Source organism: Pollutimonas thiosulfatoxidans (genome assembly GCF_004022565.1).
Classification (GTDB): Bacteria; Pseudomonadota; Gammaproteobacteria; order Burkholderiales; family Burkholderiaceae_B; genus Pusillimonas_D; species Pusillimonas_D thiosulfatoxidans.
Window position 1 is genome coordinate 2,762,594 of record NZ_CP022987.1, and the last position, 26,100, is coordinate 2,788,693.

Annotated in this window: 26 protein-coding genes; 4 read left to right on the plus strand and 22 right to left on the minus strand. The window is 57.3% G+C overall.

Annotated elements, in window-relative coordinates; genetic code table 11:
• Nucleotides 1-91: 91 nt before the first annotated feature.
• The gene (locus tag CKA81_RS13455; RefSeq protein WP_128355735.1) at nt 92-1,024 is read left to right on the plus strand and encodes a LysR family transcriptional regulator; all 933 of its coding nucleotides are present in this window, start codon (nt 92-94) and stop codon (nt 1,022-1,024) included.
• A 3-nt stretch (nt 1,025-1,027) separates the two neighbouring features.
• On the opposite strand, the gene rfbD is transcribed toward CKA81_RS13455, so the two are convergent.
• The 11 genes from rfbD to CKA81_RS13510 all read right to left on the minus strand — a co-directional run bounded on the left by rfbD (nt 1,028) and on the right by CKA81_RS13510 (nt 11,092).
• On the minus strand, nt 1,028-1,909 hold the full coding sequence (gene rfbD, locus CKA81_RS13460; RefSeq protein ID WP_128355736.1) for a dTDP-4-dehydrorhamnose reductase: 882 nt from the start codon (nt 1,907-1,909) through the stop codon (nt 1,028-1,030).
• 26 nt (nt 1,910-1,935) lie between these two features.
• Nucleotides 1,936-2,484, minus strand: coding sequence for a dTDP-4-dehydrorhamnose 3,5-epimerase (gene rfbC, locus CKA81_RS13465; protein WP_128355737.1), 549 nt, complete (start codon nt 2,482-2,484; stop codon nt 1,936-1,938).
• Nucleotides 2,485-2,555: 71 nt separating this feature from the next.
• Complete coding sequence (locus tag CKA81_RS13470) at nt 2,556-3,341, minus strand: SDR family NAD(P)-dependent oxidoreductase (RefSeq protein WP_128355738.1); 786 nt, start codon at nt 3,339-3,341, stop codon at nt 2,556-2,558.
• A 31-nt stretch (nt 3,342-3,372) separates the two neighbouring features.
• Nucleotides 3,373-4,125 carry an ABC transporter ATP-binding protein gene (locus tag CKA81_RS13475; RefSeq protein WP_128355739.1) on the minus strand — a complete coding sequence of 251 codons (753 nt, stop codon included), beginning with the start codon at nt 4,123-4,125 and terminating at the stop codon, nt 3,373-3,375.
• A 10-nt stretch (nt 4,126-4,135) separates the two neighbouring features.
• Nucleotides 4,136-5,095: a branched-chain amino acid ABC transporter permease gene (locus CKA81_RS13480; RefSeq protein WP_128355740.1), complete on the minus strand. Its 960-nt coding sequence runs from the start codon at nt 5,093-5,095 to the stop codon at nt 4,136-4,138.
• Nucleotides 5,096-5,119: 24 nt separating this feature from the next.
• Complete coding sequence (locus CKA81_RS13485) at nt 5,120-5,977, minus strand: branched-chain amino acid ABC transporter permease (protein ID WP_128355741.1); 858 nt, start codon at nt 5,975-5,977, stop codon at nt 5,120-5,122.
• Between the two features lie 11 nt (nt 5,978-5,988).
• A complete protein-coding gene (locus CKA81_RS13490; protein WP_128355742.1) occupies nt 5,989-7,194 on the minus strand; it encodes an ABC transporter substrate-binding protein in 1,206 nt (401 codons plus the stop codon).
• Between the two features lie 49 nt (nt 7,195-7,243).
• Entirely contained in the window at nt 7,244-8,101 is an 858-nt protein-coding gene (locus CKA81_RS13495; RefSeq protein ID WP_128355743.1) for a polysaccharide deacetylase family protein, read from the minus strand.
• 34 nt (nt 8,102-8,135) lie between these two features.
• Nucleotides 8,136-8,834 carry an ABC transporter ATP-binding protein gene (locus CKA81_RS13500; RefSeq protein ID WP_128355744.1) on the minus strand — a complete coding sequence of 233 codons (699 nt, stop codon included), beginning with the start codon at nt 8,832-8,834 and terminating at the stop codon, nt 8,136-8,138.
• A gap of 19 nt (nt 8,835-8,853) precedes the next feature.
• Nucleotides 8,854-10,245: an amidase gene (locus CKA81_RS13505; protein ID WP_128355745.1), complete on the minus strand. Its 1,392-nt coding sequence runs from the start codon at nt 10,243-10,245 to the stop codon at nt 8,854-8,856.
• Nucleotides 10,246-10,276: 31 nt separating this feature from the next.
• On the minus strand, nt 10,277-11,092 hold the full coding sequence (locus tag CKA81_RS13510; protein ID WP_128355746.1) for a TauD/TfdA dioxygenase family protein: 816 nt from the start codon (nt 11,090-11,092) through the stop codon (nt 10,277-10,279).
• A gap of 427 nt (nt 11,093-11,519) precedes the next feature.
• On the opposite strand from CKA81_RS13510, the gene CKA81_RS13515 reads away from it, so the two are divergent.
• Nucleotides 11,520-12,257, plus strand: a complete 738-nt coding sequence (locus CKA81_RS13515) for an IclR family transcriptional regulator (RefSeq protein WP_228255725.1) — start codon at nt 11,520-11,522, stop codon at nt 12,255-12,257.
• A 50-nt stretch (nt 12,258-12,307) separates the two neighbouring features.
• Nucleotides 12,308-13,402: an NADH:flavin oxidoreductase/NADH oxidase gene (locus tag CKA81_RS13520; RefSeq protein ID WP_128355748.1), complete on the plus strand. Its 1,095-nt coding sequence runs from the start codon at nt 12,308-12,310 to the stop codon at nt 13,400-13,402.
• Between the two features lie 36 nt (nt 13,403-13,438).
• On the opposite strand, the gene CKA81_RS13525 is transcribed toward CKA81_RS13520, so the two are convergent.
• Nucleotides 13,439-14,665 carry an acetyl-CoA C-acyltransferase gene (locus CKA81_RS13525; protein ID WP_128355749.1) on the minus strand — a complete coding sequence of 409 codons (1,227 nt, stop codon included), beginning with the start codon at nt 14,663-14,665 and terminating at the stop codon, nt 13,439-13,441.
• 11 nt (nt 14,666-14,676) lie between these two features.
• Complete coding sequence (locus tag CKA81_RS13530; protein WP_128355750.1) at nt 14,677-17,118, minus strand: 3-hydroxyacyl-CoA dehydrogenase/enoyl-CoA hydratase family protein; 2,442 nt, start codon at nt 17,116-17,118, stop codon at nt 14,677-14,679.
• A gap of 131 nt (nt 17,119-17,249) precedes the next feature.
• Here CKA81_RS13530 and CKA81_RS13535 point away from each other — a divergent pair, with 131 nt between their 5' ends.
• Nucleotides 17,250-17,957, plus strand: a complete 708-nt coding sequence (locus CKA81_RS13535) for a hypothetical protein (RefSeq protein ID WP_128355751.1) — start codon at nt 17,250-17,252, stop codon at nt 17,955-17,957.
• On the opposite strand, the gene CKA81_RS13540 is transcribed toward CKA81_RS13535, so the two are convergent.
• From CKA81_RS13540 to CKA81_RS13580, 9 genes are all read right to left on the minus strand, one after another.
• Nucleotides 17,954-18,799 (minus strand): alpha/beta hydrolase, encoded by an 846-nt coding sequence (locus tag CKA81_RS13540; RefSeq protein WP_128355752.1) that lies wholly within the window; start codon nt 18,797-18,799, stop codon nt 17,954-17,956. The genes CKA81_RS13535 and CKA81_RS13540 overlap by 4 nt on opposite strands.
• Nucleotides 18,796-19,548 (minus strand): fumarylacetoacetate hydrolase family protein, encoded by a 753-nt coding sequence (locus CKA81_RS13545; RefSeq protein WP_128355753.1) that lies wholly within the window; start codon nt 19,546-19,548, stop codon nt 18,796-18,798. The genes CKA81_RS13540 and CKA81_RS13545 overlap by 4 nt, the downstream gene beginning before the upstream one ends.
• A gap of 29 nt (nt 19,549-19,577) precedes the next feature.
• Nucleotides 19,578-20,393, minus strand: coding sequence for a sugar phosphate isomerase/epimerase family protein (locus CKA81_RS13550; RefSeq protein WP_128355754.1), 816 nt, complete (start codon nt 20,391-20,393; stop codon nt 19,578-19,580).
• Nucleotides 20,390-21,610, minus strand: a complete 1,221-nt coding sequence (locus CKA81_RS13555) for a UxaA family hydrolase (protein ID WP_128355755.1) — start codon at nt 21,608-21,610, stop codon at nt 20,390-20,392. Before CKA81_RS13555 ends, CKA81_RS13550 begins: the two co-directional genes overlap by 4 nt.
• The gene (locus CKA81_RS13560) at nt 21,603-21,923 is read right to left on the minus strand and encodes a UxaA family hydrolase (RefSeq protein ID WP_128355756.1); all 321 of its coding nucleotides are present in this window, start codon (nt 21,921-21,923) and stop codon (nt 21,603-21,605) included. Before CKA81_RS13560 ends, CKA81_RS13555 begins: the two co-directional genes overlap by 8 nt.
• A gap of 19 nt (nt 21,924-21,942) precedes the next feature.
• Nucleotides 21,943-23,217 carry a TRAP transporter large permease gene (locus tag CKA81_RS13565; protein ID WP_128355757.1) on the minus strand — a complete coding sequence of 425 codons (1,275 nt, stop codon included), beginning with the start codon at nt 23,215-23,217 and terminating at the stop codon, nt 21,943-21,945.
• The gene (locus CKA81_RS13570; RefSeq protein WP_164878408.1) at nt 23,214-23,678 is read right to left on the minus strand and encodes a TRAP transporter small permease; all 465 of its coding nucleotides are present in this window, start codon (nt 23,676-23,678) and stop codon (nt 23,214-23,216) included. Before CKA81_RS13570 ends, CKA81_RS13565 begins: the two co-directional genes overlap by 4 nt.
• Before the next feature lie 83 nt (nt 23,679-23,761).
• On the minus strand, nt 23,762-24,757 hold the full coding sequence (locus tag CKA81_RS13575; RefSeq protein ID WP_128355759.1) for a TRAP transporter substrate-binding protein: 996 nt from the start codon (nt 24,755-24,757) through the stop codon (nt 23,762-23,764).
• Between the two features lie 42 nt (nt 24,758-24,799).
• Complete coding sequence (locus CKA81_RS13580; protein ID WP_164878409.1) at nt 24,800-25,969, minus strand: M20 family metallopeptidase; 1,170 nt, start codon at nt 25,967-25,969, stop codon at nt 24,800-24,802.
• Nucleotides 25,970-26,100: the final 131 nt, after the last annotated feature.

The window sequence follows — 26,100 nt, forward strand, 5'->3', positions numbered from 1 at the left end:
ACGAAAAATAATTTTAATAGCCCCGCCCGTAGAAGGAGGCGCCTGTGATGATGAGCGATTGCGCGGTATCTGGTGCCTTGGTGACGTCTGTATGAGCGAACACCTGCCCTCGACGGCTGCCTTGAACGTCTTCAAGCACTTGTTCATACTGCGCAGCGTCAACAAGGTGGCCGAGCATCTGCACCTGACACCACCAGCAGTCAGCTATCAGATCAATGCACTGGAGCGTCTTTTTGGGCAAAAGCTGTTTGTAAGATCTCCCCACGGAATGAAGCCGACAGAGTTTGCCGAGTCGGTTCATTTCGATATCACAGCGGCGCTAAGGCATATGCAGAATGCTCTAAGAAGGTCGCGCGAAGAACAGCAGCAGGCTCCGGTACGTATTCTGGCAACCCAGGCCTTCTTAAGCCTGTGGCTCTTGCCAAAAATGTCGGATCTCCTGGACCGCTTCAAGGGTGTCGGCTTTGAGATCATAAGTTGGGCGGGTGGAGCAGTCGATGAAAGCAGCAGCCATCAAAGCACCTGTGATTTTGAGTTTCGCTATGCACTGCCCAGTTCGCTTGAACATAACAACGGCGCGCGCCTGCTCGCACCCGACCTGGCCATTCCGGTTTGCTCGCCGGCTTATCTACAGCGGCTTAATGGCGCGTTGCGAGTAACAAATACACAAGGGATCACCATGCTGCATGCCAGGAACTGGCCCGGCATCTGGGAACGCTGGAGCGACGCGGCCTTCGGGCAAACCATCGCCGTCGACAAGAACGTACTTTTTCAAAGTACTTCGTTATGCGTCCAGGCGGCATTGAGCGGCATAGGCGTCGCGCTGGTTCATGCACCCTTGATCACACAAGAGCTTGAAAGCAAAACGCTGGTTCGCGCGCACTCATTCGGTTTAGAGGTGGAGGAAGCCTACTATGCCATTTTGAATGATGGGCAAGGAAAGCACGCCAACCTGTTTGAAGGTCTTGTCACGTGGTGCCACAAGCACATGAAGGTCGACGAGGTACGGCTACAACGTAAATAAGGCTTACACGCGCGCCATCACATAAGCCAGCGCTTGCTCCAGCGGTCTGGGTTCAATGCCCAGGCTCGCGATCTTCTCGCAAGACAGCACCGATGACGCTGGCCTGGCAGCAGGTGTTGGATAGTCGCTGGTCGGTATCGGCTCCAGCGCCGGCACCACAAAGCTAGCGTCCATGCTGTGCTTGCAGTCAAAGATGCGCTTTGCAAAGACGAACCACGACAACACGGTGGCGCCGGAATAGTGATAAAGCCCGGACACCGGCTGCGACATGCCATGAATAGCCAGTATGGCGTCAGCCAGGTCGCCCGCATAAGTCGGACAGCCAATCTGGTCATCCACCACCCGTATGGGTGACGATGGCGGCTCCTCCTTTGCCTGATAGCGCTCGGCCACTCGCAGCATGGTCCTCAGGAAATTATTGCCGTATTCGCTATACACCCACGAAGTCCGTATGACGCATGCTGCAGGCATGGCGGCCAGCACTGCTTTCTCGCCCTGCAGCTTGGTGGCGCCATATACGTTTAGCGGGTTGGTTGGATCGGCCTCGCCATAAGGCTGGACCGCCGAGCCATTAAACACGTAGTCGGTGGAAACATGCACCAGGCGCGCGCCAACTTCGCGTGCGACGCCCGCCAACTCGGCCGGCGCCGTCGCATTGACCGCAAGCGCCAAGTCGGGCTCGGTCTCGGCGCGATCCACGGCCGTATAGGCCGCCGCGTTGATGATCCAGTCTGGCTGCGCTTGTCGCACATACTCCGCAATGGAGGCCGGCTGTGACATGTCCAGCTCTTGCCGGTCGGGCATCAGCAAGTGGGCTTGGTCCGGATAGCGGTCCTGCAGGCAACGGCCCAGTTGGCCTCGTGCCCCTGTTAGCAGAATCTTCATGGCTGCTCCTCTTGCTGGCGTATGGATCAGGGCAGGCGGCCCTCTTCGTGCAGCTGTGTCAGGCTGGCGCCGTTACGATCCTTGCTCGAGAGCACCTTGGCACCCTCAGGCCAGGCGATGGCCAATTCTGGATCGTTCCAACGTAGGCAGGCCTCGTCGTCCGGCCTGTAGATATCGGTGCATTTGTATTCGACCACGGCGCTGTCGGACAACACGTAAAGACCATGGGCGAAGCCTGGCGGTATCCAAAGCTGCGTATGCCCATCAGCGGCAAGCACCATGCCTTCCCATCGCCCAAAGGTGGACGAATCGCGGCGCAAGTCCACGACGACGTCGAAAATCTCGCCCTGCGACACGCGTAGCAACTTGCCTTGCGGATGCTTGACTTGATAATGCAGGCCGCGCAGGACGCCGCGCCCGGAATAGCTGCAGTTGTCCTGGACGAAGCGGTGCGTGCCCACGACCGCTGCGTAGCGCTGCGCGTGATAGCTTTCTAGAAAACTGCCGCGCTCATCGTGGTAAACCTCAAGTTCTATACGCTTGACGCCCGCGAGCGCGGTATCGTGCACCTTCATGGCGCTTTCCTTGCAATGCTGGCAGCCAGCGGCCGCCCGTCGGCGAATTTTAGCCGCTCGGCAGGAAAGCTTTACAAGGCCCCACTAACCTGCATGAGGTCGCCCGATACGTAGCTGCTGCCGCTCGACGCGAAGAACAGTGCAGCATCGGCGACCTCTTCTCCTGTACCCGGACGGCCCACAGGAATATCGGCCGTCATCTTGCGTTGTTCGCTTTCGCTAAGCGAACGATACTTCTTGGCGATTCTGGCCTCGGGATCAGCGTGTATCAGTCCGGGTGCAAGCGCATTCACGGTAATGCCATACGGGCCAAGGTCCTTTGCAAGTTGCCGGGTAAAACCTACCAGCGCACTCTTGGCCGTGGCATACGGCAAGCGGGCGTTAACAGTCTTCAAGGGGCCCGCCATACCGTCGCGCAGCGTGGACGACATATTGATGATGCGACCGTAGCCTTTTTCCCTCATGGCCGGGGCCACTCGCCGGCTAAAAAGAAATGCGCTCTTCAGATTAAGGTTCATGACGTAGTCCCATACGTCCTCGCTGATGTCATCGATATTAAGGCAAGGATGAGGACCACTACCACCGGCATTATTCACCAGGATGTCGATCGGACCTACAACATCGACAAGTTCGCTTACCGCGCGGTCCACCTCTTTCGGATCGGCGACGTTGCACAACGCAACAGCAACGCGTGTTCCGATCTCTTCAAGTTCTTTACGTATCCGTTCAAGGCCTTCCTGGTCGACATCGACCAGCGCCAGAACGGCGCCCTCTTGTGCGTATCGTCTGGCGATACATGCGCCGATACCGTTCGCCGCTCCAGTTATAAGCGCAGTTCTTCCGGACAGACATGCCATGTTTGCTTTCCCGTATTGGTTTCAGTATGAGTTACTCGCCGAGATATGCGGCTCGAACTGCTGCATCGGCGCGGATAACATCCGCAGAGCCCTCTGCTATTTTCTGTCCTTGTTGGAGCACCGTGATAGTGTCGCTGATGTCCATGACCAACGACATATTGTGTTCAATCAACACTATCGTGAGTCCGCCTGCTTCGACTAAGCCGCTAAGGAAACGCTTGGTGAAGTCGATGTCTTCGCTGCCCATTCCCGCGGTTGGCTCATCCAGGAAAAGTACCGACGGATTGCTGGCCAGTGCCAGTCCGATCTCGAGTCGGCGCTGTTCGCCATGTGATAGCTCGCCAGCGAATGACCGTGCTTTGTGTTCAAGCGAAAAACGCTCGAGCAGGTGATGCGCGCCCTCGACAAGGGAAGCCTGACTACTGCATTGCGTTACGAAGTTGAATGCGCCCAAGCCTGACTTTCCCTGAAGCGCCAGCCGCATGTTCTCGTGCACCGTCAGGTCGAAAAAAAGATTAGTGACCTGAAAGGAACGTGATAGTCCACGCTGCAAGCGCTTCGATACCGGTAAGCCGTCAATTCTTTCACCGCGAAGCTCGATCTGGCCCGAGGAAATCCCGACTAGCCCGCTTAAGGCATTGAACAAGGTGGTTTTACCTGCGCCGTTGGGGCCGATGATCGCATGGACGCTGCCGGGCACGACGTCCAGGTCAACGCTGTCTACCGCAAGAAAAGCACCATAGCGAACAGTAAGCTTACGCGCACGTAGCACTGTCTCGGTCATGACCTATCCTTCACTTGCAGCGGCAATGCCGCCGCTCGGTTCGACTGCCACTGTTGTATACGCTGCACCAGAACGTCCACCACCCCCCCCTAAGCACGACAATGACGAAGATCATCAGCGCACCCATCAGCATGAGCCATCGCGGCCAAATGGGAGCAAGAAGATCCGCTGCCAGCAGGAATATGGCAGCCCCTACGACCGGCCCCAGAGTGGTGCCCACTCCGCCGACAATTGCCATAATGACAAGCTTTTCTGCTGTTTCGAAATCGACGCTGTTCAGGGGAACGAAACGCATTAGCATGGCGTACAGCGAACCTGCCATACCCGTTATAAAGCCCGAAGCTGCGAATGCGGAAATCATGAAATACTTCGTGCGGTAGCCAAGAACTTCGGTGCGTACCTCATTCAAGCGCAAGGCATTTAAGACGCTGCCCAGCGGCGCGAGCGATAAGCGCTGAATGAACACAAAAACAACGATCAGCACACATGCGGTATAGATCATGAATGCCGCCGGTGACTGCAGATCAAAAAGCACGTGACCGAACAGTGTGATGTCGGTCCGGACCACATCCGCCAAGCCATTCTCGCCGCCAGTGTAATCTTTGAAAGTCAGGGCCAGGAAATATCCGACCTGCTGAAGCACCAGGGTCAACATGACCAGGTAAATTCCTCTGACGCGGGTTGCAAGCAGGGCAAACAGAACAGCCAGGATAAGCCCGATCGCACCGCCGATTAACGTTACGAGGGGAGCGCTGAAGGGAAGCGTTGCCGTCAACATCGCCGACAGATACGCGGCCCCGCCAAAGAACACACTTTGTCCAAACGATAACAGGCCAGTCATCCCGTACAACACGTTGAAACCCAACGCAGCGATGGCGAAGATAAAGATCTCGCTCGACAGCGATGCTGACCCCGACATAGCTAAAGTCACGGCAATAACAAGGGCCAGCCCAATAATATTCCAACGCATTATGTACTCCAGATTGCGAGGGGCTCAGCTCTTGCCAAGCAAACCGTTGGGCTTGAGCAGCAGAACAGCACCAACAGCGCAGTAAATCATCAGACGCGCGCCCTCAGGCCAGACAGTGCTCATTAAGCTTTGCACTATGCCAACCAGAAGCCCTCCAAACAACGCTCCTGTAAAAGACCCAAGGCCGCCAACAATAACCACTGCAAATGCGATCGCCAAGGCGTCGAATCCCATGGCAGGGTCGACACCTCGGAGCGGTGCCGCCATGACTCCGCCTAGACCCGCCAACAGACCACCCAACGCAAACCCGCCGGAGAAGATGCGGGCCACGTTGACGCCTAGCAGGGACACCATGGGTGCCTCTTGGCTGGATGCCCGCAACAATGACCCGAACTTGGTCTTTTCCAGCAAAAGATAGAGAAGGACGGCAACTATCGCGGTAAAGACGATGATAAAGAGCCTGTATTGTGGGTAGACAAAGTTACCAACTATAAACACCCCTGCCAGCTCGGCGGGCACTGGCACGTTCTGCGGCAGAGGCCCCCATATAAACACCACCGCCTCTTGAATGATCAGCATGATTCCGAACGTAATCAGAATATGGGCGCTGTGCGACAGCGCCATGACCTTGTTCAGCAAACTCTTGTTCAGGATCCAGCCCAACGCCGCAATACAAAGCGGCGCTACCAACATGGACAAGTAGAAGCTGCCTGTGCGGCTGACGATTTCGTAACAGATATAAGCGCCCAACAGATAAAAGGCTCCGTGGGCGAAGTTGACGAAATTCATCAAGCCGAACAATATGGACAAGCCGACGGACATCAGGAAATAGATCATCCCAAGTCCGATGCCATTGAGCAGCTGGAAAAAGTAGATTTGCATTATCTAGAGTGTTAGGTTGAGGCCAGTTTGCAGCCGGTCTTCTCTACCGGCAGGAACGATTTTCCGGAACTGAGGATCTCGGCGAAGTCGAACTCGTCCTTCATGGCACTGCGCGCCTTACCCTTCATGAGATAGCAGTCCTTCAGTACTTGGTGGTCTCCGGCACGTACTTTTTCGACTCCGCTGATGCCTTCATACTCCAAACCTTCCATCGCCTTGATCATCTCGCGATAGTCGGCCGTGCCCGCCTTCTTCATGGCTTCGGCAAGCATTTGTATGGTTGCATAGCCGGTGGCAAAACTATGGATGGGGCGGTCATTGTGCTTCTGGCTGTAGGCCTTGAGCAAGCGCTCATTGCCCGGGGTTTTCAGGTCGTGCCAATACTGGGTGCCGAAGTACAAGCCTTCAATGACATCGGACCCCAGGGCTCGGAACTGATCCAGCCCGGTGGACCATGGAACAATAATCGTGGTATTGCGTTTCATGCCGAAACTCACGGCGGTTCGAATCACGTCCATGGTCTGGTTGCCGAAGTTGCTGATACACAGGACGTCAGGTTGAGCAGCCATGGCGTTGGCGATATAGCCGGAAAACTCTTTCTCGGACAACGAGTGGTAGCTATTGCCTATGTGCTCGCAACCCATTTCGGCCAGCACACTCTTGGTGGATTGCAGCAGCGATTCACCGAAGACATATTGACCGGTAATGGTGTACCAGCGCTTGGCATCGGGCATCTGCTCAATAAGAGGGCGCACGGACTGCTCTACCGCACCATAGGTGCCAGCCGGCCACCGAAACGTTGACCTTGCACAGTCAGTACCCGTCATGGAGTCTGCACCGGCCTGATTGGTGTAAATGCCGCCGGACTTCTCAAGCTCTTTCGAGATGGCGAGGGCACTGGCTGAGTTTGACGTACCTGCGTAGTGCCTCACCCCCTGTGCGTGCGCTTCTTGTACCGAGCGCACAGCTTTGCCCGGATCACTTTGGTCGTCCAACGTTATGTATCCCAATTCCACCGGCAAGCCTTGACCGAACACCTCGACAGCAAGTCGGTTCCCTACGTCTACAGGCGTACCCACGCTAGCAAACGGACCCGACATAGAAACCGTGCCGGCTATCGTGGCTTTCTCTTTCGCAAAGGCGCGTCCGCCAATCCAAGGGCCGGACATCATTGCAGCAGTGGCTGCTGTTCGCTTGAGGAATGTTCTGCGCTGCATTGTGTTCTCCTGTACTGAGGTGTTTGACTCGCCAGCACGCGTATCGCGTCTAGACCGAATCGGGGCGGAATTGAACTGCGTGGGGTTGAGGAACAAATTCCGGCTCGTGGTCGGCATACCATTGCGCCACTTCGGAACACTGAGCAAATGTGGTGTCGGGAAACTGCCTTACGTACGCGATGAAGTCACGCAGGAGCTGCATTCGCGACGGTCGTCCGATAACTTGAGGATGCATAACCAGATTGAAGACGCCCCCCCATTCTCGAATGGCATCGAACTCGTCTTTCCATATCTGGAGTATGTGTTCATTGGTGAACACGGCTCGAGGGCTTTTGATATGAAACAGGCAGTAAATCGCGTCATCGATCGACCAATGCCAGGGAATCTCTATGACGCCCCGCGTTCCATCGAGTAAGGTTGTGCGATAGGGCTGGTAGTCGTCCAGCATGGAGCTGTCGTACTGAAAACCCTTCTCTTTCAGAAGCTTGAATACGTTATGGCTGGTTTCACCAGCGGGAGACCTATAGCCTTTTGGTCGCACACCTACTGCTTGATGCAACGCTTCCAGCCCCTTCTCCAGCGCCTCCAGTTCTCTTCCAGGATCTTTGGGGTCCACCCATTCGTGCAGATAACCATGATGGCCAACTTCGTGGCCGTCCTTCACTATCATCTGCGTGCGCTCGGCGTGAAACTGCGCAGTCCAGCCCGGCACAAAAAAGGTGGCTGGCAAATCTTCGTCGCGTAGCAGTTCCAGTATCTTGGGTACGCCCACCTTTGCTCCGTACCCGCCCTGCGAGAGCGTACCCGGACGCTCCCAGTTTGACGCGTCACGGGACAGCCACAGGGTTTCCGCATCGAAATCGAAGGTAAGTAGCACTACCGCTTTGGCACCATTCATCCATTTCATTGGCCTGCTCCTGCATAAATTCAATTAAATAAGGCTATGTCGCGACGCCTAGATGGCGTTCGATCAGATCGCCTTGTGTCAACTCTTCGTAAGTGCCCGAGAACACGCTCTGACCGATCACCAGGATATGATGGCGACTGGCCAGTTCGGCGCATACCTTCAAGTTTTGCTCGACCAATAGGATCGAGATACCGGAGTTGCTGATCTCTTTAAAGGTCTGAACCAAGAGCTGAACAATGACAGGTGCCAAACCCTCAGTCGGCTCGTCCAGGAGCAATAGCTTTGGGTGAGTAAGAAGAGCCCGTCCGATTGACAGCATTTGCTGTTCACCACCGGACAACTTCCCACCGCCGTTTCGCCGCCGCTCTCCAAGACGAGGAAACAGCTCATAGACTTTTGGAACCGTCCAGGCGGTCGGGCCGGGGCGCGCGGCAATGGTCAGATTCTCGTGTACGGTCAATTGTGAGAAGATTCCTCGATGCTCCGGAACCAAAGCAACGCCCATGCGATTGATTTCATGCGCAGGAAGGCCAGCCAAGTCCTTGCCTTCAAGGCTTACTCGGCCGGACGTTGGTTCGATCAGGCCCGCTATGCTGCGCAGAGTTGTTGTTTTGCCAGCCCCGTTTCTACCAAGCAGCGTAACGATCTCGCCTTCACCGATAGTGAAATCCACGCCTTGCAGCACATGGCTTTTGCCGTAATGGGCGTTCAGGTCTTCTACCGATAAAAGCATGTCAAGTGCCTTTGCAAGATCAATGGACAGATACCGGGGTGACGTTATCGCGCAACCATGCAGCAAGCCGAACCAGTCGCTCGTCCGTATGGAGTTGCCCGAGCAACTGAATACCAACCGGCATACCATTTACCGCCAATAGCGGTTGAGTAACGGTTGGAGCCCACAACGCTGAGGAAGGAGCGTTCATTATGGGTGACCCAGTCGTGTGGTCTATGCCCGGGTCGCTGCCAGTAGCGTCCCCCATCTTGGGTGCCGGACCGAGTGACGACAGGCTGATCAGGGCGTCGCCCAACCCCGCCAACGCAGCATGGCGACGTTGCATATTATCTCGTTGTCCAAGCAGTGCCCTATAGTCATTTACAGTCATTTTCCGGGACAACTCGAGGCGGCCGGTGAGGCTGTCGCTTAGATCGTTCGGATGCCGCTCAACCAGGTTCTCGAGCACCCAGCGCAATTCGTATCCACATATATCGCGACACAAGGCCATACAGTCGGCTACGCTCTCCTCGAAGGCCCGGATCAGGGGGTTGTCGTCGCCCCACAGAACCTGCACGCCGCTGGCCCGGATGGCGTCGACGAGTTTTTCGAAGCCGGTTCTAGCAAGCGGATCTACCCGGGACCACGCCTCTCCCTGCATAACGATCAGGCGCGTCGGGCGTTCCGCCCGTGGATTGATTGCGGTACCAAACAGGCCGGGATGCCCTGGATCTCCACCAGCGCGCATGGCCACCTCTATGGCAACCTGCCACATATCCTCAAGACTGCCAGCATGCACGCCATGATGGCTCTGGCTATAGCCCTGTCTTTCCCCGCGATTAATGGCACCATAGGTCGGCTTGAGCGCATAGTTGGCGCAATAGCCCGCAGGCCGGATTATGGACCCTATGACTTGAGTTCCGATCGCGGCGGGCACCATGCCGGCGCCTACTGCCGCAGCGGAGCCACTAGAGGAACCGCCAGGTGTGCGGCTGGAGTCGTAGGGGTTGGTTGTCGGGCCGGGATGAGACATGCCCATCTCAGTCGTTACGGTTTTGCCGAGCACAACGGCTCCCGCGCTACGCAATGCCTGCACGACTGACGAATCAGTATAGGTATGATTGTTCTCGTACAAAGGGCTGCCCATTTTTGTAGGCATATCCTTCGTATGGATCAGGTCTTTGATGCCTAACGGCATTCCATCAATAGCGGAGAGCGGCTTGCCGGCCTTGTATCGCTGGGTCGCCTCATTGGCAGCCTGCCGGGCACCCTCTTCGTTCAAGGTTACCCAGGCTTTTACAGTGGGCTCCTTTTCGGCAATGGTTTCAAGGCAGCGCTCCAGATAATCCCTGGGGGTATCCGAACCAGACAAAAAGGCCGGTATGGCATCAAAGTAGGTGATAGCCAGCGGCTGCTCGGGGTTGTATTTCATGCTTGTTTCATCTGATGTAGGTTAGATCGCCTTAGACGCCGCCAAACTCGACAAGCGGGACTCGGCGTATGGTGCGCTTTTGTGACGGGTCGAAGTCCATGCGGGCATGTTGCAAAGCACGGTTATCCCAAATCAGCAGATCGCCCGGGCGCCACTTATGGCAGTACGTCAGATCTTCGTTGTCGACGTATGAGGCAAGCTCTTCCAGAAGGTCGTCTCCTTCCTGCCTTGGAAGCCCCATGATCTTGGCTGTTGATATCTTGTTGACCAGGAGGATTTCTTTGCCCGTTTCCGGGTGCCGCCATACGATCGGATGCTCATGCCTGGGCGCGTCGGCACTGGTATTTTCTTCCAGCATTCTGTTTCCGTAATCACCGGCATAGTCGTACAAGTGCAGCCCTGTCCGCCCTTCGATGCGTTGCCGAAGTTCAGCTGGCATGCGCTTGAGGGCCTCGGCGGCATCAGCGAACTTGGTCTCACCACCCGATTCCGGGACTTCGATTGCGTACAGGCAGATGGCCTTCAAAGGATCGGCGTAGAAGCAATGGTCGGCATGAAAGAACAGTTCGCCGTTGCTCAGGATGCCATCAGGCCGGCTGTTGGAGATATGCGCATAGCCGCCTTCTGCCTTCGCCATATAGTCGCGACGCGAAGGATCGCCAAACATTTCGGCGAACCGCACCTGCTCTTCCCCATCAAGCTCCTGGTTGCGAAACAGCAAAACGCGATGCTGGAGGAAGAGCTCATAAAGAACATCTTTGCCTCGATCGTTCATGTAGTCCTGGACTCGACCCAGCACCTCGACGCCTACAAATTCAGATAACGCTACCGTTTTTGGTGTGTCCATCAGAAAACCCCTGAAATGAATTCTTCCCGGGACGCGGCCCGGACAAAGCCTCAAACTGCCTGCCTATGCTTTTTATCGATTCAACCGTATTGCCTATCAAATCGAACGATTGAATTTTGCACTTCGCCCAAGGCCAGCACAATTATGGTTAACCCCAGCATGGAAGGCGATCGCAGCGCTCCACTGGGGCAAAATCCGGGTGCTACGCCGCGACAATTCGTATTGATACACAAATCGATCGATTTGGAAAATTCACTTATGCACGTCTATAATGGGCACGTTGCTTAGCATTTTCCGAGGGGAAGAGGTGCAGAAACACATAGACGAAACATTGACCACGGAATCGACTACAGGCTCCGCACCCGCAGCGCCCGAGACCTTAAACAGCGCAGCCCCGCGAAGCGCTCAGGTTGACGACCGAGTATTCATGAAGTCGGTGGAGCGCACTTTCCTGGTACTGGAGGCTTTCGGGAAAGCCCAGCACCCCCTGACTCTTGCAGAAATCGCGCAGCTGGTCGGAATCGATAAAAGCGGCGCCCAGCGTATTTGCTACACACTGCAGGCCTTAGGCTATCTTGAGCGCGCGCACAATGGTCGCGGGCTGGTGCCCGGAAAGAAAATCCTCGAGCGCTCATTCGACTACCTTCGCTATAACCCCTTGATCGAACGCGCCGCGCCCATACTGGTCAACTTGCGCAGAGACTTACAAGAGCGAGTCGACCTCAGTCTTTTTGATGACCTGACGGTCATCTATGCATACCGCTTGCTCAGCAAGCGGGATTTCTTCTACGCGAACCTGGCCGGAAGGCGCGTACCAACCTTCCTATCGTCTGGCGGCCGCGCCATCATGGCCCACCTGCCCGATGACGAAGTAAACAGTATCCTGGCGCGCTCCGATCTTCAGCCACGAACCGTCAAGTCGACAACAGACGTGAAGGAGCTTTGGCAGTGTATTAAGCAAGCCAGGCAAGACGGTTATGCCGTTGCCGTAGAGCAGTGGCTGCTTGGCGAGATCGCTATTGCCTCCGCCATACTCGATTCCAAAGGCAGGCCAATCGCTGCAATCCACGTCTCCGCGTCGTTGGCAGAATGGACGCCGGAGGCGTTCTGCCATCGCATTGGTCCTCGGGTCATAGAGGCCACGCGCGCGCTTAGCGGCGCCTGACAGTCTGGACTTTTGTACCTTCATTTTCCACCTTCCTTTGGATGCCCGCCTTGAGTGTTCTCTTCAGCCCAATAAAACTAGGGCAAAAAGTATTCAGCAACCGCATCGTCATAGCACCGATGGCGCAATACAGTGCCGACAGCGGCAGCGCTACCCCGTGGCACGCCATGCACTTAGGCATGCTGGCCACCTCGGGCGCGGGGCTCCTCATGATAGAAGGCACTTGTGTCGAACCAGTCGGGCGTGTCACGCACGGCTGTCTGGGCTTATACAACGATGACAACGAAGCGAAGCTGGGCCAAGTCGTGAGATCAATTCGAAGTTACAGCGACACGCCACTGGGCATCCAGCTGATGCATTCGGGCAGAAAAGGCTCTGCCACCGTGGACTCCCAGGGGGGGGTGCCGCTCTCGCCGCACGAGTCTCCGTGGCAAACCGTGGCCCCCAGTGGGCTCCCCTTCCGGGACGGTTGGCAAACGCCCCGTACGGCAGAGGGCGCGGATCTGGCTCGCATCAAGGATGCATTCGTCGACAATGCCATACGCGCCGTTCGCATCGGCATCGACGTGCTGGAACTTCATGCCGCTCATGGGTACTTGCTCCATCAGTTTCTGTCGCCGCTTTCGAACCAACGTAGCGACCACTATGGCGGCAGCCTCGCAAACCGCATGCGATTTCCGCTGGAAGTATTTGATGCGGTCAAGGCAGCCTGCCCCAATACGGTGTTAGGTGTGCGCCTCACTGGCTCGGATTGGATGCCGGGCGGAATCGAGATCGAAGAGACTGTCGCTTTCACGAAGGAACTGGAAGCGCGGCAATGCGATTACATTGACGTGACCAGCGGAGGCCTGGACCCCACTGCAACGATCATCGTCAAGCCTGGCTACCAAGTAGAGTTTGCGGAACAGGTTCGCAAATGCACTAATGTTCCTGTACGCGCGGTCGGAATGATTCATTCCGCAAACCAGGCGGAGGCGATCATCAAGGAGGGCAAAGCCGATATGATCGCCATCGCACGCGCAATGCTCGCCAATCCGCGCTGGCCATGGCTTGCGGCCCGACAGCTCGGTGTGACGCTCGATTATCCTGCTCCGTATCAGCGCGCCGCTCCAAGCAAATGGAGGGGCTGGGAGCTCTCGTCCTAGCACCTTGGCCGCTGATATGAACAGGCTGAGCCCGCCTTAAACCCTTTCGAAAATCCCCGCCGCCCCCATGCCGGTGCCCACGCACATGGTCAACATGCCGTAGTCCAGCTTGCGGCGACGTATGCCGTGGATGACAGTGGCGGCACGTATGGCACCGGTGGCACCCAGCGGGTGACCCAAGGCGATGGCGCCACCCAGGGGGTTGGTCAGCTCGGGATCCAGGCCCAGATCGCGTGTGACGGCCAGCGCCTGTGCGGCGAAAGCCTCGTTAAGTTCTATCCAGCCGATCTGGTCCAGTCTAAGGCCGGCCAACTTCAGCGCATGCGGTATGGCCTCCTTGGGGCCGATACCCATGATCTCGGGCGGCACGCCCTTTACAGCGAAGGACACGAAGCGGGCCAGCGGCGTCAGCTTATGTGTCTTGAGCGCGCGTTCGGACACCACCAGCAAGGCGCCGGCGCCATCCGAGGTTTGCGAACTATTGCCGGCTGTCACGCTGCCGCGGGCTGCAAACACCGGACGCAGTCGGGCCAGTGCTTCCAGGCTGGTATCGGGCCGGGGGCCTTCGTCTTGCGTGACCATCATGCGCTGCACGATGAAGTCGTCGTCCTGCCTGCTGCTGCCGGCGCGTTTGCCGGCCGACAGATTAGGCAGACGCCGCACCACCTCGATAGGCAGGATTTCGTCGTTGAACTCGCCGGCCTGCTGCGCTGCGATGGCGCGTTGATGCGAGCGCAGCGCCATGGCATCCTGGTCTTCGCGCGACACCTTCCATTGCTTGGCGACCTGCTCTGCCGTCAGTCCCATGCCGAAGGCTATGCCCAGGTTCTCGTCGTGCGCGAAAATTTCCGGGCTGAACGAGGTGTTGACACCCATGGTGGGTACCTGGCTCATGGATTCGGTCCCGGCAGCAATGATGACATCGGCCTCGCCCACGCGTATGCGGTCTGCCGCCATGGCGATGGCAGTCAGGCCGGAAGCGCAGAAGCGATTGACGGTAACGCCCGCCACGGACGAGGGCAGGCCGGATAACAAGGCGCCGATGCGCGCCACATTCAGGCCTTGCGGCCCTTCGGGGATGGCGCAGCCCACGATGGCGTCTTCGACGGCGGCCGGGTCCAGGTTGGGCACCTGCGCCAGCAAGCCGTTAATGACGGTGGCCAGAAGTTCGTCCGGACGCGTGTGCATGAAGACGCCGCGCGGCGCCTTGCCGATGGGGCTACGGGTTGCCGCGACAATATAAGCTTGTTGTATGGATGGCATTTTCGGTCCTTTCAGTTGCGTACCGGCTTGCCGGTTTTGAGCATGCCTGCGATGCGCTCCTGGGTCTTGGGCTGTGTCAGCAGGTGCAGGAAGGCTAGCCGCTCTAGCCGCAGCATCCAGGCTTCATCGACCAGCGCGCCCGGGTCAACATCGCCGCCGCAAATAACGGTAGCCACTTGCAGCGCCACCTCGTAGTCGTATTCGGAAATGAAACCGCCCACCTTCATGTTGACCAGTTGCGCCTGCAAGGTGGCGATGCCGTCCCGTCCTGCAACGGGGAAGTGTGCGGGCAAGGGTGGACGCCAGCCGCTCTCGGCCATGGTAAGCGCCACACGAGCCGCCACATACAACAGCTCGTGGCGGTTCATGACGATGGGGTCGGAGGGCTGCAAATAACCAATATTGCGCGCATCGATCGCCGACTTGGACACCTGCGCCGTGGCCGCAGCCAGCGCAAACCTCTTCAGGTACGCCAGCAGTGGCGCGTCGGGCGCCGCTTCGGCCTGCAATTCAGCCGCTCTGCGGGCACCATAGGTCAAGCCGCCGGCCCCCGGCACCAAGCCGATGCCGACCTCCACCAGGCCGATATAAGATTCAAAATGTGCGACGCGCCTGGCGCAATGTACGGAAAGCTCGCAACCACCACCCAGTGCCATCCCGGCCACGGCGGCAACGACAGGAACTTGCGCGTATCTAACGCGCAGCACCATGTCTTGCATCTCGCGCTCTATGGGTTCGACGGCGTCGGGGCCGCCCTGCTCGAAAACCGGCAGCATCGCCTTCAGGTCGGCGCCAGCGGAAAATGGCTCGGTAAGCTGCCCGATCACCAGCGCCTTGTACGAGGCCTCGGCCAAGTCTACGGCCCGCAGTACGCCACGCACCACGGCTGGGCTAAGTGTGTGCATTTTGGTCTTGAAGGACAAGATGAGGACATCGCGAGGCTGCGGGGCCGGCAAGGTCCAGCATTGCACGGCTTCGTCTTCAAACACGATGGTGGGATCCAGGCTGGGCGTTTCACCGACCAGGCGCGGCGCACCGATCTGGCGTTCGTACACCGGCAAAGTGCTGCGCCCTTCAAACCGCTTGTCGGTGGGGTTCCACGAGCCGGCCGACGTATGCACGCCTTGCGCTTCCCAAACGGGACCGCGGGTGGCCCACTCGGGCAACGGTGCATTGGATAAGGTTTTGCCGGCAGCGATGTCGTCATTGATCCATTGCGCGACATCGTGCCAGCCGGCCGCTTGCCAGATTTCGAATGGGCCTTGGGCATGACCAAAGCCCCACTTCATGGCCAGATCCAGTTGACGCGCCGTGTCGGCGATGTCGGCCAGGTGGACCGCGCTGTAATGGAAGCTGTCGCGCAGTACCGCCCACAGGAATTGCGCCTGGGAATGCGCGGAATCGTGCAGCGCCTTTAGCTTTGCCGCCGGATCGCGCTCGGCCAAGATAGCAGCCACGCCCTCGTCAATGTTGGCGTCGGCCGGCACATAGCTTTTTGTGGCCGGATCCAGCCGCAGGATGGCCTTGCCTTCCTTGCGATAAAAGCCCGCGCCGGTTTTCTGGCCCAGCGCCCCTTGCTCGATCAGGGCAGCCAGGGTGGGCGGGACCTTGTATTGGCTATGGAAGGGGTCATCGGGCAGTTGTTCGTCCATGGTGCGAATAACGTGGGCCAGCGTGTCCAGCCCCACAACGTCGGCCGTGCGGAAAGTGCCCGACTTGGCCCGCCCCAGGCGTGTACCCGTCAGTTCGTCGACCACTTCATAGCTAAGCCCGTACTTCTCGGCTTGCGTGAAAACCGACAGAATGCCGAAGACGCCGATGCGGTTAGCCACGAAATTGGGCGTATCGCGAGCCCGTATAACGCCCTTGCCCAGTTGCGACACCAAAAAGGTTTCCAGCAGATCAAGCAGGCGCGGTTCGGTATGGGCTGTTGGAATCAGCTCCACCAACGTCATGTAGCGCGGCGGATTGAAAAAGTGCACCCCGCAAAAACGATGCCGTAGATTCTCGGGCAAGGCTTGCGACAGTTCAGTAACGGATAGCCCCGAGGTATTGCTGGCGATGATCGCGTCGGGCCGTATTGCCGGCGCCAGCTTCTCGTACAGGTCGCGCTTCCAGTCCAGGCGCTCGGCAATCGCTTCAATTACGAGGTCGCATTCAGCCAGTAAAGACAGATGCTCATCGTAATTGGCCGGCACGATCGCGTCAGCAAGCTCGGGTGAACCCAACGGCGCCGGATTAAGTTTTTTCAAGCCGGCGATGGCTTTTTTCACGATAGCGTTTTTGTCGCCCTCTTTGGCAGCCAGATCGAACAGCACCACGGGTACGCCCGCATTGATGCAGTGCGCCGCAATCTGCGCCCCCATCACGCCCGCGCCGCATACCGCGACCTTGCGTAGCTGGAAACGGCCGCCCTTCGAAACTTGCGATTGCCCGGATTCACTAGACTGCATAAGCACCCCCATAGACGTGGCCCACCTACATCGAATATTTAGATTAGTTCATTATCCAGGCCGATGCATCTGCAATGCCATGTAAAGAGCGCGGTAGAATTAGTCGCTTACAACCTTATCAAAACGCCGCCATGGCTCGCTTACCACGCCTTTACGCACCCCATATTCCACAATTGGTGCAGGCCGAGTTCGTGCGTCCGTTGGCCGCCATTCACGACCCCACCCCATCAGCCCAGCTTGATCAGCTACACGAGTGGCTGCAGCGGGATGCCCGTGAATACCAGGTTGCCGTGCACGGCTGGCTGCTGCTGAATGACCGCATCAGCTTGCTGGGAACCCCGCCCGATGCGCAAGCATTGCCCAAACTGATACAGTCGCTGGGCCGCAGGATAGCCGCCGGCATGCGCCACGGCCGTGTGTTTTCCAGCCGCTACCGCAGCGCCCTGATCCAACCGGGCCACTGGCTTGTTCCCACCCAGGTCTGGCTGGAATCTTTACCCGTCACCCTGCACTATGTGGACCGCCCTCAAGCCTGGCCCTGGTCGTCCGCAGCCACCCACACCGGTACAGACCACCGATACGACGCGCTGTTGACCGATCATCCAGACTACTGGCAACTGGGCAACACACCCTTCGCGCGCCAAGCCAGATACGCCGAGCGCCTGGCCGATGGCTTGCCCAGCAGTCAATCCACCCGTATCCGCGACGCGCTCTTCGGCCAATGGGCACTGGGCGAGCCCGACTTCCTGGCAGACCTGCGCTCACGCGCCACACGCAGAATCGCGCCGGCGCCGCGCGGGCGGCCACGCAAGAACACGGACGCAGCAGCGGCTGTTTAGTACCTTGGAACTGACCCCACAGCCAGCTTTATTACCTTGCTGTCCGGATCGCCAAACTGCACTCTGAGCGAAAAGTGATTTTCACCTTCGAGGGCGCTAAGTGAAAGATGGGGTTCTAGGTTACGCCAAGCGCGTGCCAGATCATGAGTCTGCCGCAGGTATTCTCGCCCTTCGTCTCCGCCCACGACCAGGGCCAAGGCGCAGGCCCCCTGAGGTCTCATCGTGACGGGGCTGTTTTTGGCGACCTCTTCTGCGGAAAGCTGCAGCGTATCGTTGACGAAACAGCGCTTGATCGGATTCAAGTCGTAGATCCCGCTGACCAGGCAGGCGCGGTCGACGATAGGTCGCCTCGCGTCGGTGCCTTGTTCGGCGTCGTCCACAAGCAGCATGGCCGCGATGTGGGCGCCGGCGGAATGGCCCGATACGGATAGTCGTTGTGGGTCGCCGCCATAGTTATCGATGTTGTCGTACACCCAAAGCAGTGCGCGGCGGCACGCTGCAATCTGTGCGTCCATGCGCACGGCGGGTAACTGGGGGAAGTTGACGACTACGGCTGTCACATCGTGTGGCACCAGCCCGTCGGCAATAAAGCTGAAATCGCGTTTATCGAGCGAATGCCAGTACCCGCCATGAAAGAATACCTGCACGGGCATGCCGGAACTCCCGGCCTGGAAAATATCAAGGCGTTCGTGACTGGAAGCCCCATAGGGGACGTCCAGCACGGCCCGATGCTTGCGCCTTGCCGCAGTGTTTGCTGCGTCCAGCTGCGCCAGCACGCGCCGGAAATACTCCGGCGCCACCTTTTTTACATTGTCGTACTCTTGGTCGAGGTCGAGAATCACTTCACCGTATTGCTAAGCCGGCCGATACCTTCGATCTCGATGTCGATGGTGTCGCCGCGCTTCATGGGGCCGACGCCGGACGGGGTTCCGGTGATGATGACATCACCCGGATTAAGCGTCATGATGCTCGACACGAACTCGAAGATGCGCTTGATCGGGAAGATCATGTCATTCGTATTGGACGATTGTCGCAATTCGCCGTTTTGCCACAGCTGTATCGCGACGTTGTCAGGGTCGAGCTCGGTTTCTATCCAGGGGCCCAAGGGCTTGTAGGTGTCGAAAGACTTGGCGCGCGTGAACTGGCCATCCTTGCGTTGAAGATCGCGATTGGACACGTCATTGGCGCAGGTATAGCCAAAGATATGGTCCTTGGCCTGGTCTTGCGATACGTTCTTGCAGCGGCTGCCAACCACAATTGCGATCTCGGCCTCGAAGTCCACGCGGTCTTTGTCGCTGTCCAGCACAATGGTGTCGCCGTTTGCGATGATCGCCTCGGGCGAACACATGAACAGCATGGGTTCCGCAGGAACGGGAACACCGGACTCTTCGGCGTGCAGGCGATAGTTAAGGCCCACACAGACCAGCTTGCCCGGCTGTACCGGGGCCAGCAACTGTACGTCGGCCAGCGCGTATTCTTCGCCGGTGTATTCCGGCGTCTCGAACAGACCGGAACGTAAAGCCTTTACTGCGTCCCCTTCGACAACGCCGAATGTTGTTTGCCCGTTTTTGGAAAACCGCGCGAATCTCATGTATGTACCTTTGGATAATCAGATAAGTATTAAGCCCCGAAATACGGGCGTAGCGTGTTGTAACTTTGTTGGATAGCGTGCTGGCTATCCGGAATCTGGAAGGTTTCGACGGTGACGTAATCGTCGTAAGAAACCTCACGCAGTGCCTTGATGACCGCGCCGATGTCGTAGCTTCCGTCACCCATGGGCAGGCGATCAGAGTCGCTGACGTGAAAATGCCAAAGGCACTGCCGCTCTTGCGCCAGGCGCAGCGAGGCACCGACGTCTTCGCCTTCGATAAGAATATGAACCATGTCCAGCATGATGCCGACATTGGGCAATGCAACGCTATCGACGAAGTCGAGCATGTCTTGCGTGCCCATCAGGCAGTTGGCGTAAAGATGGTTGACGGGTTCCATCACGATACGAGTATCGGGAAACTCTTGTGCGCACTCGCGGATCGCCTGGCTGATCCATTCCAGCGTCTGGGCTGGATCGACACCCTCTTGGTAGCGTCCGCGCAAGCGGCCTACGTTTACAGCAGCGCCAAATCGTCCGGCAAACTCCATCGCTGCCTTCATGCGGTCGCGTGCCTGCTGCCGTTTGCCGGCATCCGTATCGGCGAACGACAAGCGCGCCTCGCCATAGACTTCCCCGGTGCATACGGCCGGCACATCAAGCCCGGTGTCGCGCACCGCCTTCTGGATCGCCGCAACGTCGATGGTGGCCGGGTCGCAGACCAGAAACTCCACCCCCTCGTAGCCCACCTGCCGTATCTGGGCAAGCGTGGGCGCGATGTCGCCCTGGATGGCGGTTACCTGTGAATGCCGCACATCGGGTGTGGCATACATATAAGCTAGTTTCATGGTTGTACGAACCGGAAATCGTTAAGTTTGGCCAGCTTGGCGTGTATGACTTCTTTCTTGACGACGCTAACGTTCGGGATGGCGAACTCTTGTATGTTGAAGTATTCGCCCTTGGCTTCCTTGCCCCGCGCCGTGTCCATGACGAGGTCGGCGATCTCGACGCCTACTTGCTTCAGCGTCTTGGTTCCTTCAAGTACATCACCCGCGCTGATGTCGGTATCTTCGTTCAGATGATGAAAGGTCTTGTTGTTGGAGCTGATCTTGATCACAGGGGCAATAGACGAGCCTGTAGGCGTGCCTTTGCCGGTTGTGAACAACACCATATGTGCACCGCCCGCGACCTTGCCCGTGACAGAGGCAATGTCAAACCCCGGGGTATCCATGATGATGACGCCCTTTTGGGTAGGGGCGACGCCGTAATCGACGATCTCGGTAATGGCCTTGGTGCCCGCCTTATAGATGCATCCCAAGGACTTTTCTTCGATCGTGGTCAGCCCTCCGGCGATATTTCCGGGCGAAATGAACACGCCGCTATCGTCCTCGGTGGACATGGACAAATCCACTTCGTATTTCTTGATCAAAGAGAGCAGATCTTGTTTGATTTGATCGCTTTTGCCGCGTCGGGCGAGCACCTGCTCGGCGCCCACCATCTCGGTGACCTCGGACAGGATTACGGTGCCGCCATGCGAGACGATGATGTCTGCTGCTTCGCCTACGGCGGGGTTGGCCGTCAAGCCCGAGAAGGCGTCGGATGAACCGCACTCCAATGCGATCAGCAACTCGGACAGATCGCCCTCTTCTTGAGGCTGGGCATCGAGATCACGACGCATTTCACGAACAATCTCTATACCGGCGGTGCCGGTACTGCGCGAACCACCCACCTTCTGGACAATAAGCGTTTCCACGCGCTTGCCGGACTTGGCGATCTCTTCCGCCACCCGAGCCGCTGAAGCTGTCTCGCATCCCAAGCTTAAAACCAGCACCGCACCCACGTTGGGATGCAGCCCGTGGCCTATATAGGAATGCTCTGTGATGAAATTTTCTTCAGCATCAAAGGTACAGCCATAGGGGTGCATGAAAGTAACACCGCCGGCTTTGTTGGCAATGTCCATGGCCACACGATTGACACAGGAAACCGTCGGTATGATCAGCACGTGGTTACGTATGCCTATGGCGCCATTACTGCGCCGATAACCCATAAATTTGGTGTTAAGCATTTCGATCTTCTCCTTCGGAAGGGCCCGAAAAACGTCGCGCTTTCAGGCCGCGACAATTCTGCACATGCACATGGTGGCCGGCGCCTATCGGGCTGGTAGCCGATCCGATGACTTCTCCGTACTTTCGGATCTCTTCGTTCAGCGCAATATCGCGTAGAGCAATCTTGTGCCCCACAGGTATGAGTTCTTTGGCTACGACTTCGTATTCGTCACCCACCCCGCGTATCTTCACCGTCTCGTTCGGCAATAGCTCGTTAATGGCTGTGGCAACGTGATCAATATCACGAATCTGAATAGCGGCTTTATCGGTCAATGTATTCTCCTTGCAGCGCTTAGCGCATCAATGATGGCAACCATGTCGACAGCCCGGGAACGAGCACCACCAACACAAGGGTGGCGACCATGGCCATTAGAAATGGCCACAAGCTCCTGCAGGCTTCCGATAGACGAATCTCGGCGATCTTAGAGGCTGTCATCAGCGTAACACCCAGCGGCGGCGTAACCGCGCCTATGCACAGGTTGGTTACGAACAGGATGGCAAAGTGCACGGGATCTATACCGTACTGTGCGACCACAGGCATCAGGATGGGGATCAAGATGATGATGAGCGCATTGCTTTCCATGAACGTTCCCAGGATCAGCAAAAAGCCACTGATCAACAATAGGAACATCAGCGGATCCGAGGTCATCTGCGTGAACAGCATCACGAAATTCTGCGTGATTTGCTCGGTAGTCACGATCCAGGCGAACATGGCCGAGATGGCCACGATCAGTTGTATGGGCACAGCAATGCGCAATACCTTCATGCAGACATTGGGCAGGTCCTGGAAGCGAATCTCGCGATAGACAAAGCAGGACAGGAAGAAGGCGTAGACCACGGCCAGCACTGCGGCTTCCGTGACCGTAACAATGCCGCCAAAGATACCGCCAAGAATAATTACCGGCAGCATCAATGTAGGCAAGGCCCCCACAAATGCCCGTCCCAGCTCGCCGGCCTCTACCTGGCTGCCTTGCCCATAACCCCTGCGTTTGCTTATACCCACAGCCACTGCCATCAGTAATGCTGCCATCAGCACGCCGGGCAGGAAGCCGCCTATCAGGAGATCAGCGATCGAGATGTTGCCGGTCACGCCCATGATGACCATGGTCAGACTGGGCGGAATAAGTGAAGACAGAATGCCGCAACAGCCCTGCAGCGACGCCGAGAAGGAGGCGGAATAGCCCTTTTCCTTCATGGCGGGAATCATGATGGAGCCAACGGCTGCCGTGCCGCCAATGGCCGACCCGCATAAGGTCCCAAACAGCGCGTTGCCCAGTACGGTGACAGCGGCTAAACCACCTGCAATATGCCCAATTAGCGCGTTAGCCAGGCGCATCAGGCGCCGCGTGATCCCGCCGAACTCCATCAGCACACCCGCAAACACGAACATGGGTAATGCCAGGAAGGGATAGGAATAAATGCCTTGACTGACACGCTGGCCGAGTATGGCCAGGCTGATGTCACTGAACAGCAAATAACCGACACAGGTGACACCAATGGCAAACGCCACGGGTATGTTTAAAAGAATCAGTACCAGCAAGGTGACAAGAAGAATTGTCGCGGTCATGAAGAGAGCTCCTTGCTAGCCGGCGCGCGGCAACACTGCACCAGTTGCTCAAGCGATACCACCGCCAGCAGAAACCCACCCACCATGGCACCGCCGTAGTGCCATCCGACAGATATTTTCATGCCGGGGGTAATCGACGAAGCCGTGGCCTCGACGACCAGAAACGAACCATAGGTCAGTGCAATATTGAATATCAGCAACAGAATGGCTGCCAGGATGGCCAGTATGCGCTGCGAAGCCGCAGGCATCATCTCGACCAGGAAATCTATGCTGATGTGCTCCTTGGTTTCGAGCAACAGGGCTGCGCCAAGAAAGGTGATCCATAGCATCAGGACCAGTGCCATCTCCTCTGACCACACCAGTGGCAATTCAAAGAAGTAACGAAAAACAATCTGCGCAAATAGCACCGTCGTCATGGCAAGCAGCATGACGACGAGTGTCCATTTGACCAAGTTGGACATGGCGAGTCTTAACGCGCGCATAGACATCCTTAACTCCGTTGTAAGCGTGCGAGCGCGCCGCTGAGGCGGCGCGCGGCTACGTTTTAACCAGCGTACTTACGAACCAAATCCATCAGGTCCTTGCCGAAGGTACCCTCGTACTTGTCCCAAACTGGCTGAACAGCCTTCTGGAATTGAGCCGGATCGGGTGTAGTGACCTTGACGCCGGCCGCCTTCATCTTCTGGAGTGCTTCATCATCGCTTTTGGCGATCATGGCGCGCTCTTTAAGCTTCCACTTGTCCGCAGCGGTCTGGATGGCAGCCTTATGCTCATCAGAAAGCTTGTTCCATGCACTGGTGGAGATGGTCAAGACTGCAGAACCCCAGATGTGGCCTGACAGCGCAAGATGCTCCTGTACCTCATAGAACTTGGAAGCGTAGATGGTAGCCAAGGGGTTTTCCTGACCGTCCACGACTTTTTGCTGCAAGCCAGAGAACACTTCCGAGAACGGCATCGGCGTAGGCAGTGCGCCCATGATCTTGAAAGTATCGATGCGCATCTCTGCCTCTGGCACGCGCAGCTTGATGCCCTTCAGGTCTTCGGGCGTCTGGATGGGACGGACCGAGTTGGTGATGTGGCGATATCCGCTTTCCCACCAGCTTAGTGTCGTGATCTTCTGCTCGGCCAGAACTTTGGCCAAGGCATCGCCCAACTCTCCATCCAATGCACGGTAAGCGTGCTCGCGAGTTGGCCAGGCGTACGGCAGCTCTTCAATGATTAGGCGCTTGTCCAACGCCTGCAGGGCTCCGGTACCAAACAGCCCCATTTCGAGCACGCCCAAGCCCAAGCCTTGGGCCATTTCTCGTTCGCCACCCAGTTGCGAACTGGGATACACCTGAATGATTACCTCGCCATTGGTTGCCGTCTTGACGTCTTCGGCCATACCGACCAAGGCCTCATGCCAGGGATGTCCGACCGCCGAGATGTGTCCCGCCTTCAAGGTGACCTTCGCTTGCGCGACAGCACCTAACATACAGCCTGCGGCCAATAGTCCCAATACTGCTGCCTTGGGTATGAATTTCAATCGCTTATTGATCATGGTTTGCTCCTCCAGCTGTGGTTTTGAAAAAAACGACCCTCGTTACGCCATGTACTTCTTGAGGATTTCGTCGTAAATATCAATGACGGCTATGTAGTCATTGACGTGCACATGTTCATTAACCTGGTGCGCCAGCTTGGGATCGCCAGGGCCAAGCACAATAATGTTTTTTCCCAAGGCCTGCAAAACGGAAGCATCGGTGAAGTACTGAGCCCCGCGCGGCCGGGCGTCGTCAGACGATGCTCCGGCGCTTAGCAATGCCTGCCGGGCTATGGACACCAGGTCAGACCCGGGGTCGGTGGATACCGCTGGTACATCCAGCAAGGTTTCGAACTCGAGGTTTGTATCCTTGTCCGCTGCACTGACCCGGCCTGCCAAGGCCCTCATCTGGCCCATCAAGCTACTGTGGTTCTGATCGGGCAACGTTCGCATATCGAGCGTAATTTCGCATCGGTCCGGGATGACATTGGCCTGCTTGCCGCCATTGATCAGCGTGACCGCCATGGTCGGGGGCGAGAGAAGCTCGTGGGGGTCACTGGAAATGTCGACTTCCGAAAGACCCGCATAGAAGGGAAACAGTTTATTGATCGCGTTGATTCCCATCTCGGGCATGGACGAGTGCGAAGCCTTGCCACAGCTGCAAACCCGCGTCCATAAGGCGCCTTTGTGCGCGATAACCAGGCGGGTATCGGTAGGCTCCGCGATGATCAGGGCGTCGAATTCGGGCAGTTGCTGGTTTGCGACCATGGCCTTGGCGCCCTCTGCTCCTGTTTCCTCGGTCGACGTAGCCGCCAGTATCAACTCACCCGACCAGGAATCACGCGGGCGGCGCGCAAAACGAATAAGCGCATACATCAGGGCAACCAGGCCGCTTTTCATGTCGACCGTACCGCGGCCGTACATTTTTCCGTCTTCGATGACGGCATCAAAGGGACCATGCTGCCAGGCAACACTGCCCACGGGGACGGTGTCCATGTGCCCACTTAGCACGACACAGGGCCCAGGACGGCCACTGCTTACGCGGGCAATCAGGTTGGCACGCTTATCGTCCAAGGTGTGTATGGTGCAGGAGATGCCTTCTTGCTCCATGCGCGCGGCCAACATGCGGGCCAGAACGTGTTCATCCCCTACCTTGCTTACGGTGTCACAGCGCACGGCTTCTTGCAGGAATTGAACACATTCCTCGATTTCTGACCGTTGATCGCGGGACATCAATTCCTCCACTGGCATACTGGCTTCCTCTCATGTTTCGAAATGATTATATGGAGGGGGCTAGAGCGCGCCTATTCGCCATGTCAATAGAATTGAGGCGGAATTTTTGTACCAATGGCACAAAGCTGCGT

Coding starts and splice junctions, on each gene's coding strand:
- CKA81_RS13455 (WP_128355735.1), top strand. CDS start 92: ATGAGCGAACACCTGCCCTCGACGGCTGCCTTGAACGTCTTCAAGCAC.
- CKA81_RS13570 (WP_164878408.1), bottom strand. CDS start 23,678: ATGTCCAACTTGGTCAAATGGACACTCGTCGTCATGCTGCTTGCCATG.
- CKA81_RS13525 (WP_128355749.1), bottom strand. CDS start 14,665: ATGCCATCCATACAACAAGCTTATATTGTCGCGGCAACCCGTAGCCCC.
- CKA81_RS13490 (WP_128355742.1), bottom strand. CDS start 7,194: ATGCAGCGCAGAACATTCCTCAAGCGAACAGCAGCCACTGCTGCAATG.
- CKA81_RS13580 (WP_164878409.1), bottom strand. CDS start 25,969: ATGTCCCGCGATCAACGGTCAGAAATCGAGGAATGTGTTCAATTCCTG.
- CKA81_RS13500 (WP_128355744.1), bottom strand. CDS start 8,834: ATGCTTTTATCGGTAGAAGACCTGAACGCCCATTACGGCAAAAGCCAT.
- CKA81_RS13515 (WP_228255725.1), top strand. CDS start 11,520: ATGAAGTCGGTGGAGCGCACTTTCCTGGTACTGGAGGCTTTCGGGAAA.
- CKA81_RS13505 (WP_128355745.1), bottom strand. CDS start 10,245: ATGAAATACAACCCCGAGCAGCCGCTGGCTATCACCTACTTTGATGCC.
- CKA81_RS13555 (WP_128355755.1), bottom strand. CDS start 21,610: ATGCTTAACACCAAATTTATGGGTTATCGGCGCAGTAATGGCGCCATA.
- CKA81_RS13495 (WP_128355743.1), bottom strand. CDS start 8,101: ATGAAATGGATGAATGGTGCCAAAGCGGTAGTGCTACTTACCTTCGAT.
- CKA81_RS13550 (WP_128355754.1), bottom strand. CDS start 20,393: ATGAAACTAGCTTATATGTATGCCACACCCGATGTGCGGCATTCACAG.
- CKA81_RS13480 (WP_128355740.1), bottom strand. CDS start 5,095: ATGCGTTGGAATATTATTGGGCTGGCCCTTGTTATTGCCGTGACTTTA.
- CKA81_RS13535 (WP_128355751.1), top strand. CDS start 17,250: ATGGCTCGCTTACCACGCCTTTACGCACCCCATATTCCACAATTGGTG.
- CKA81_RS13545 (WP_128355753.1), bottom strand. CDS start 19,548: ATGAGATTCGCGCGGTTTTCCAAAAACGGGCAAACAACATTCGGCGTT.
- rfbC (WP_128355737.1), bottom strand. CDS start 2,484: ATGAAGGTGCACGATACCGCGCTCGCGGGCGTCAAGCGTATAGAACTT.
- CKA81_RS13575 (WP_128355759.1), bottom strand. CDS start 24,757: ATGATCAATAAGCGATTGAAATTCATACCCAAGGCAGCAGTATTGGGA.
- CKA81_RS13530 (WP_128355750.1), bottom strand. CDS start 17,118: ATGCAGTCTAGTGAATCCGGGCAATCGCAAGTTTCGAAGGGCGGCCGT.
- CKA81_RS13470 (WP_128355738.1), bottom strand. CDS start 3,341: ATGGCATGTCTGTCCGGAAGAACTGCGCTTATAACTGGAGCGGCGAAC.
- CKA81_RS13510 (WP_128355746.1), bottom strand. CDS start 11,092: ATGGACACACCAAAAACGGTAGCGTTATCTGAATTTGTAGGCGTCGAG.
- CKA81_RS13475 (WP_128355739.1), bottom strand. CDS start 4,125: ATGACCGAGACAGTGCTACGTGCGCGTAAGCTTACTGTTCGCTATGGT.
- rfbD (WP_128355736.1), bottom strand. CDS start 1,909: ATGAAGATTCTGCTAACAGGGGCACGAGGCCAACTGGGCCGTTGCCTG.
- CKA81_RS13565 (WP_128355757.1), bottom strand. CDS start 23,217: ATGACCGCGACAATTCTTCTTGTCACCTTGCTGGTACTGATTCTTTTA.
- CKA81_RS13485 (WP_128355741.1), bottom strand. CDS start 5,977: ATGCAAATCTACTTTTTCCAGCTGCTCAATGGCATCGGACTTGGGATG.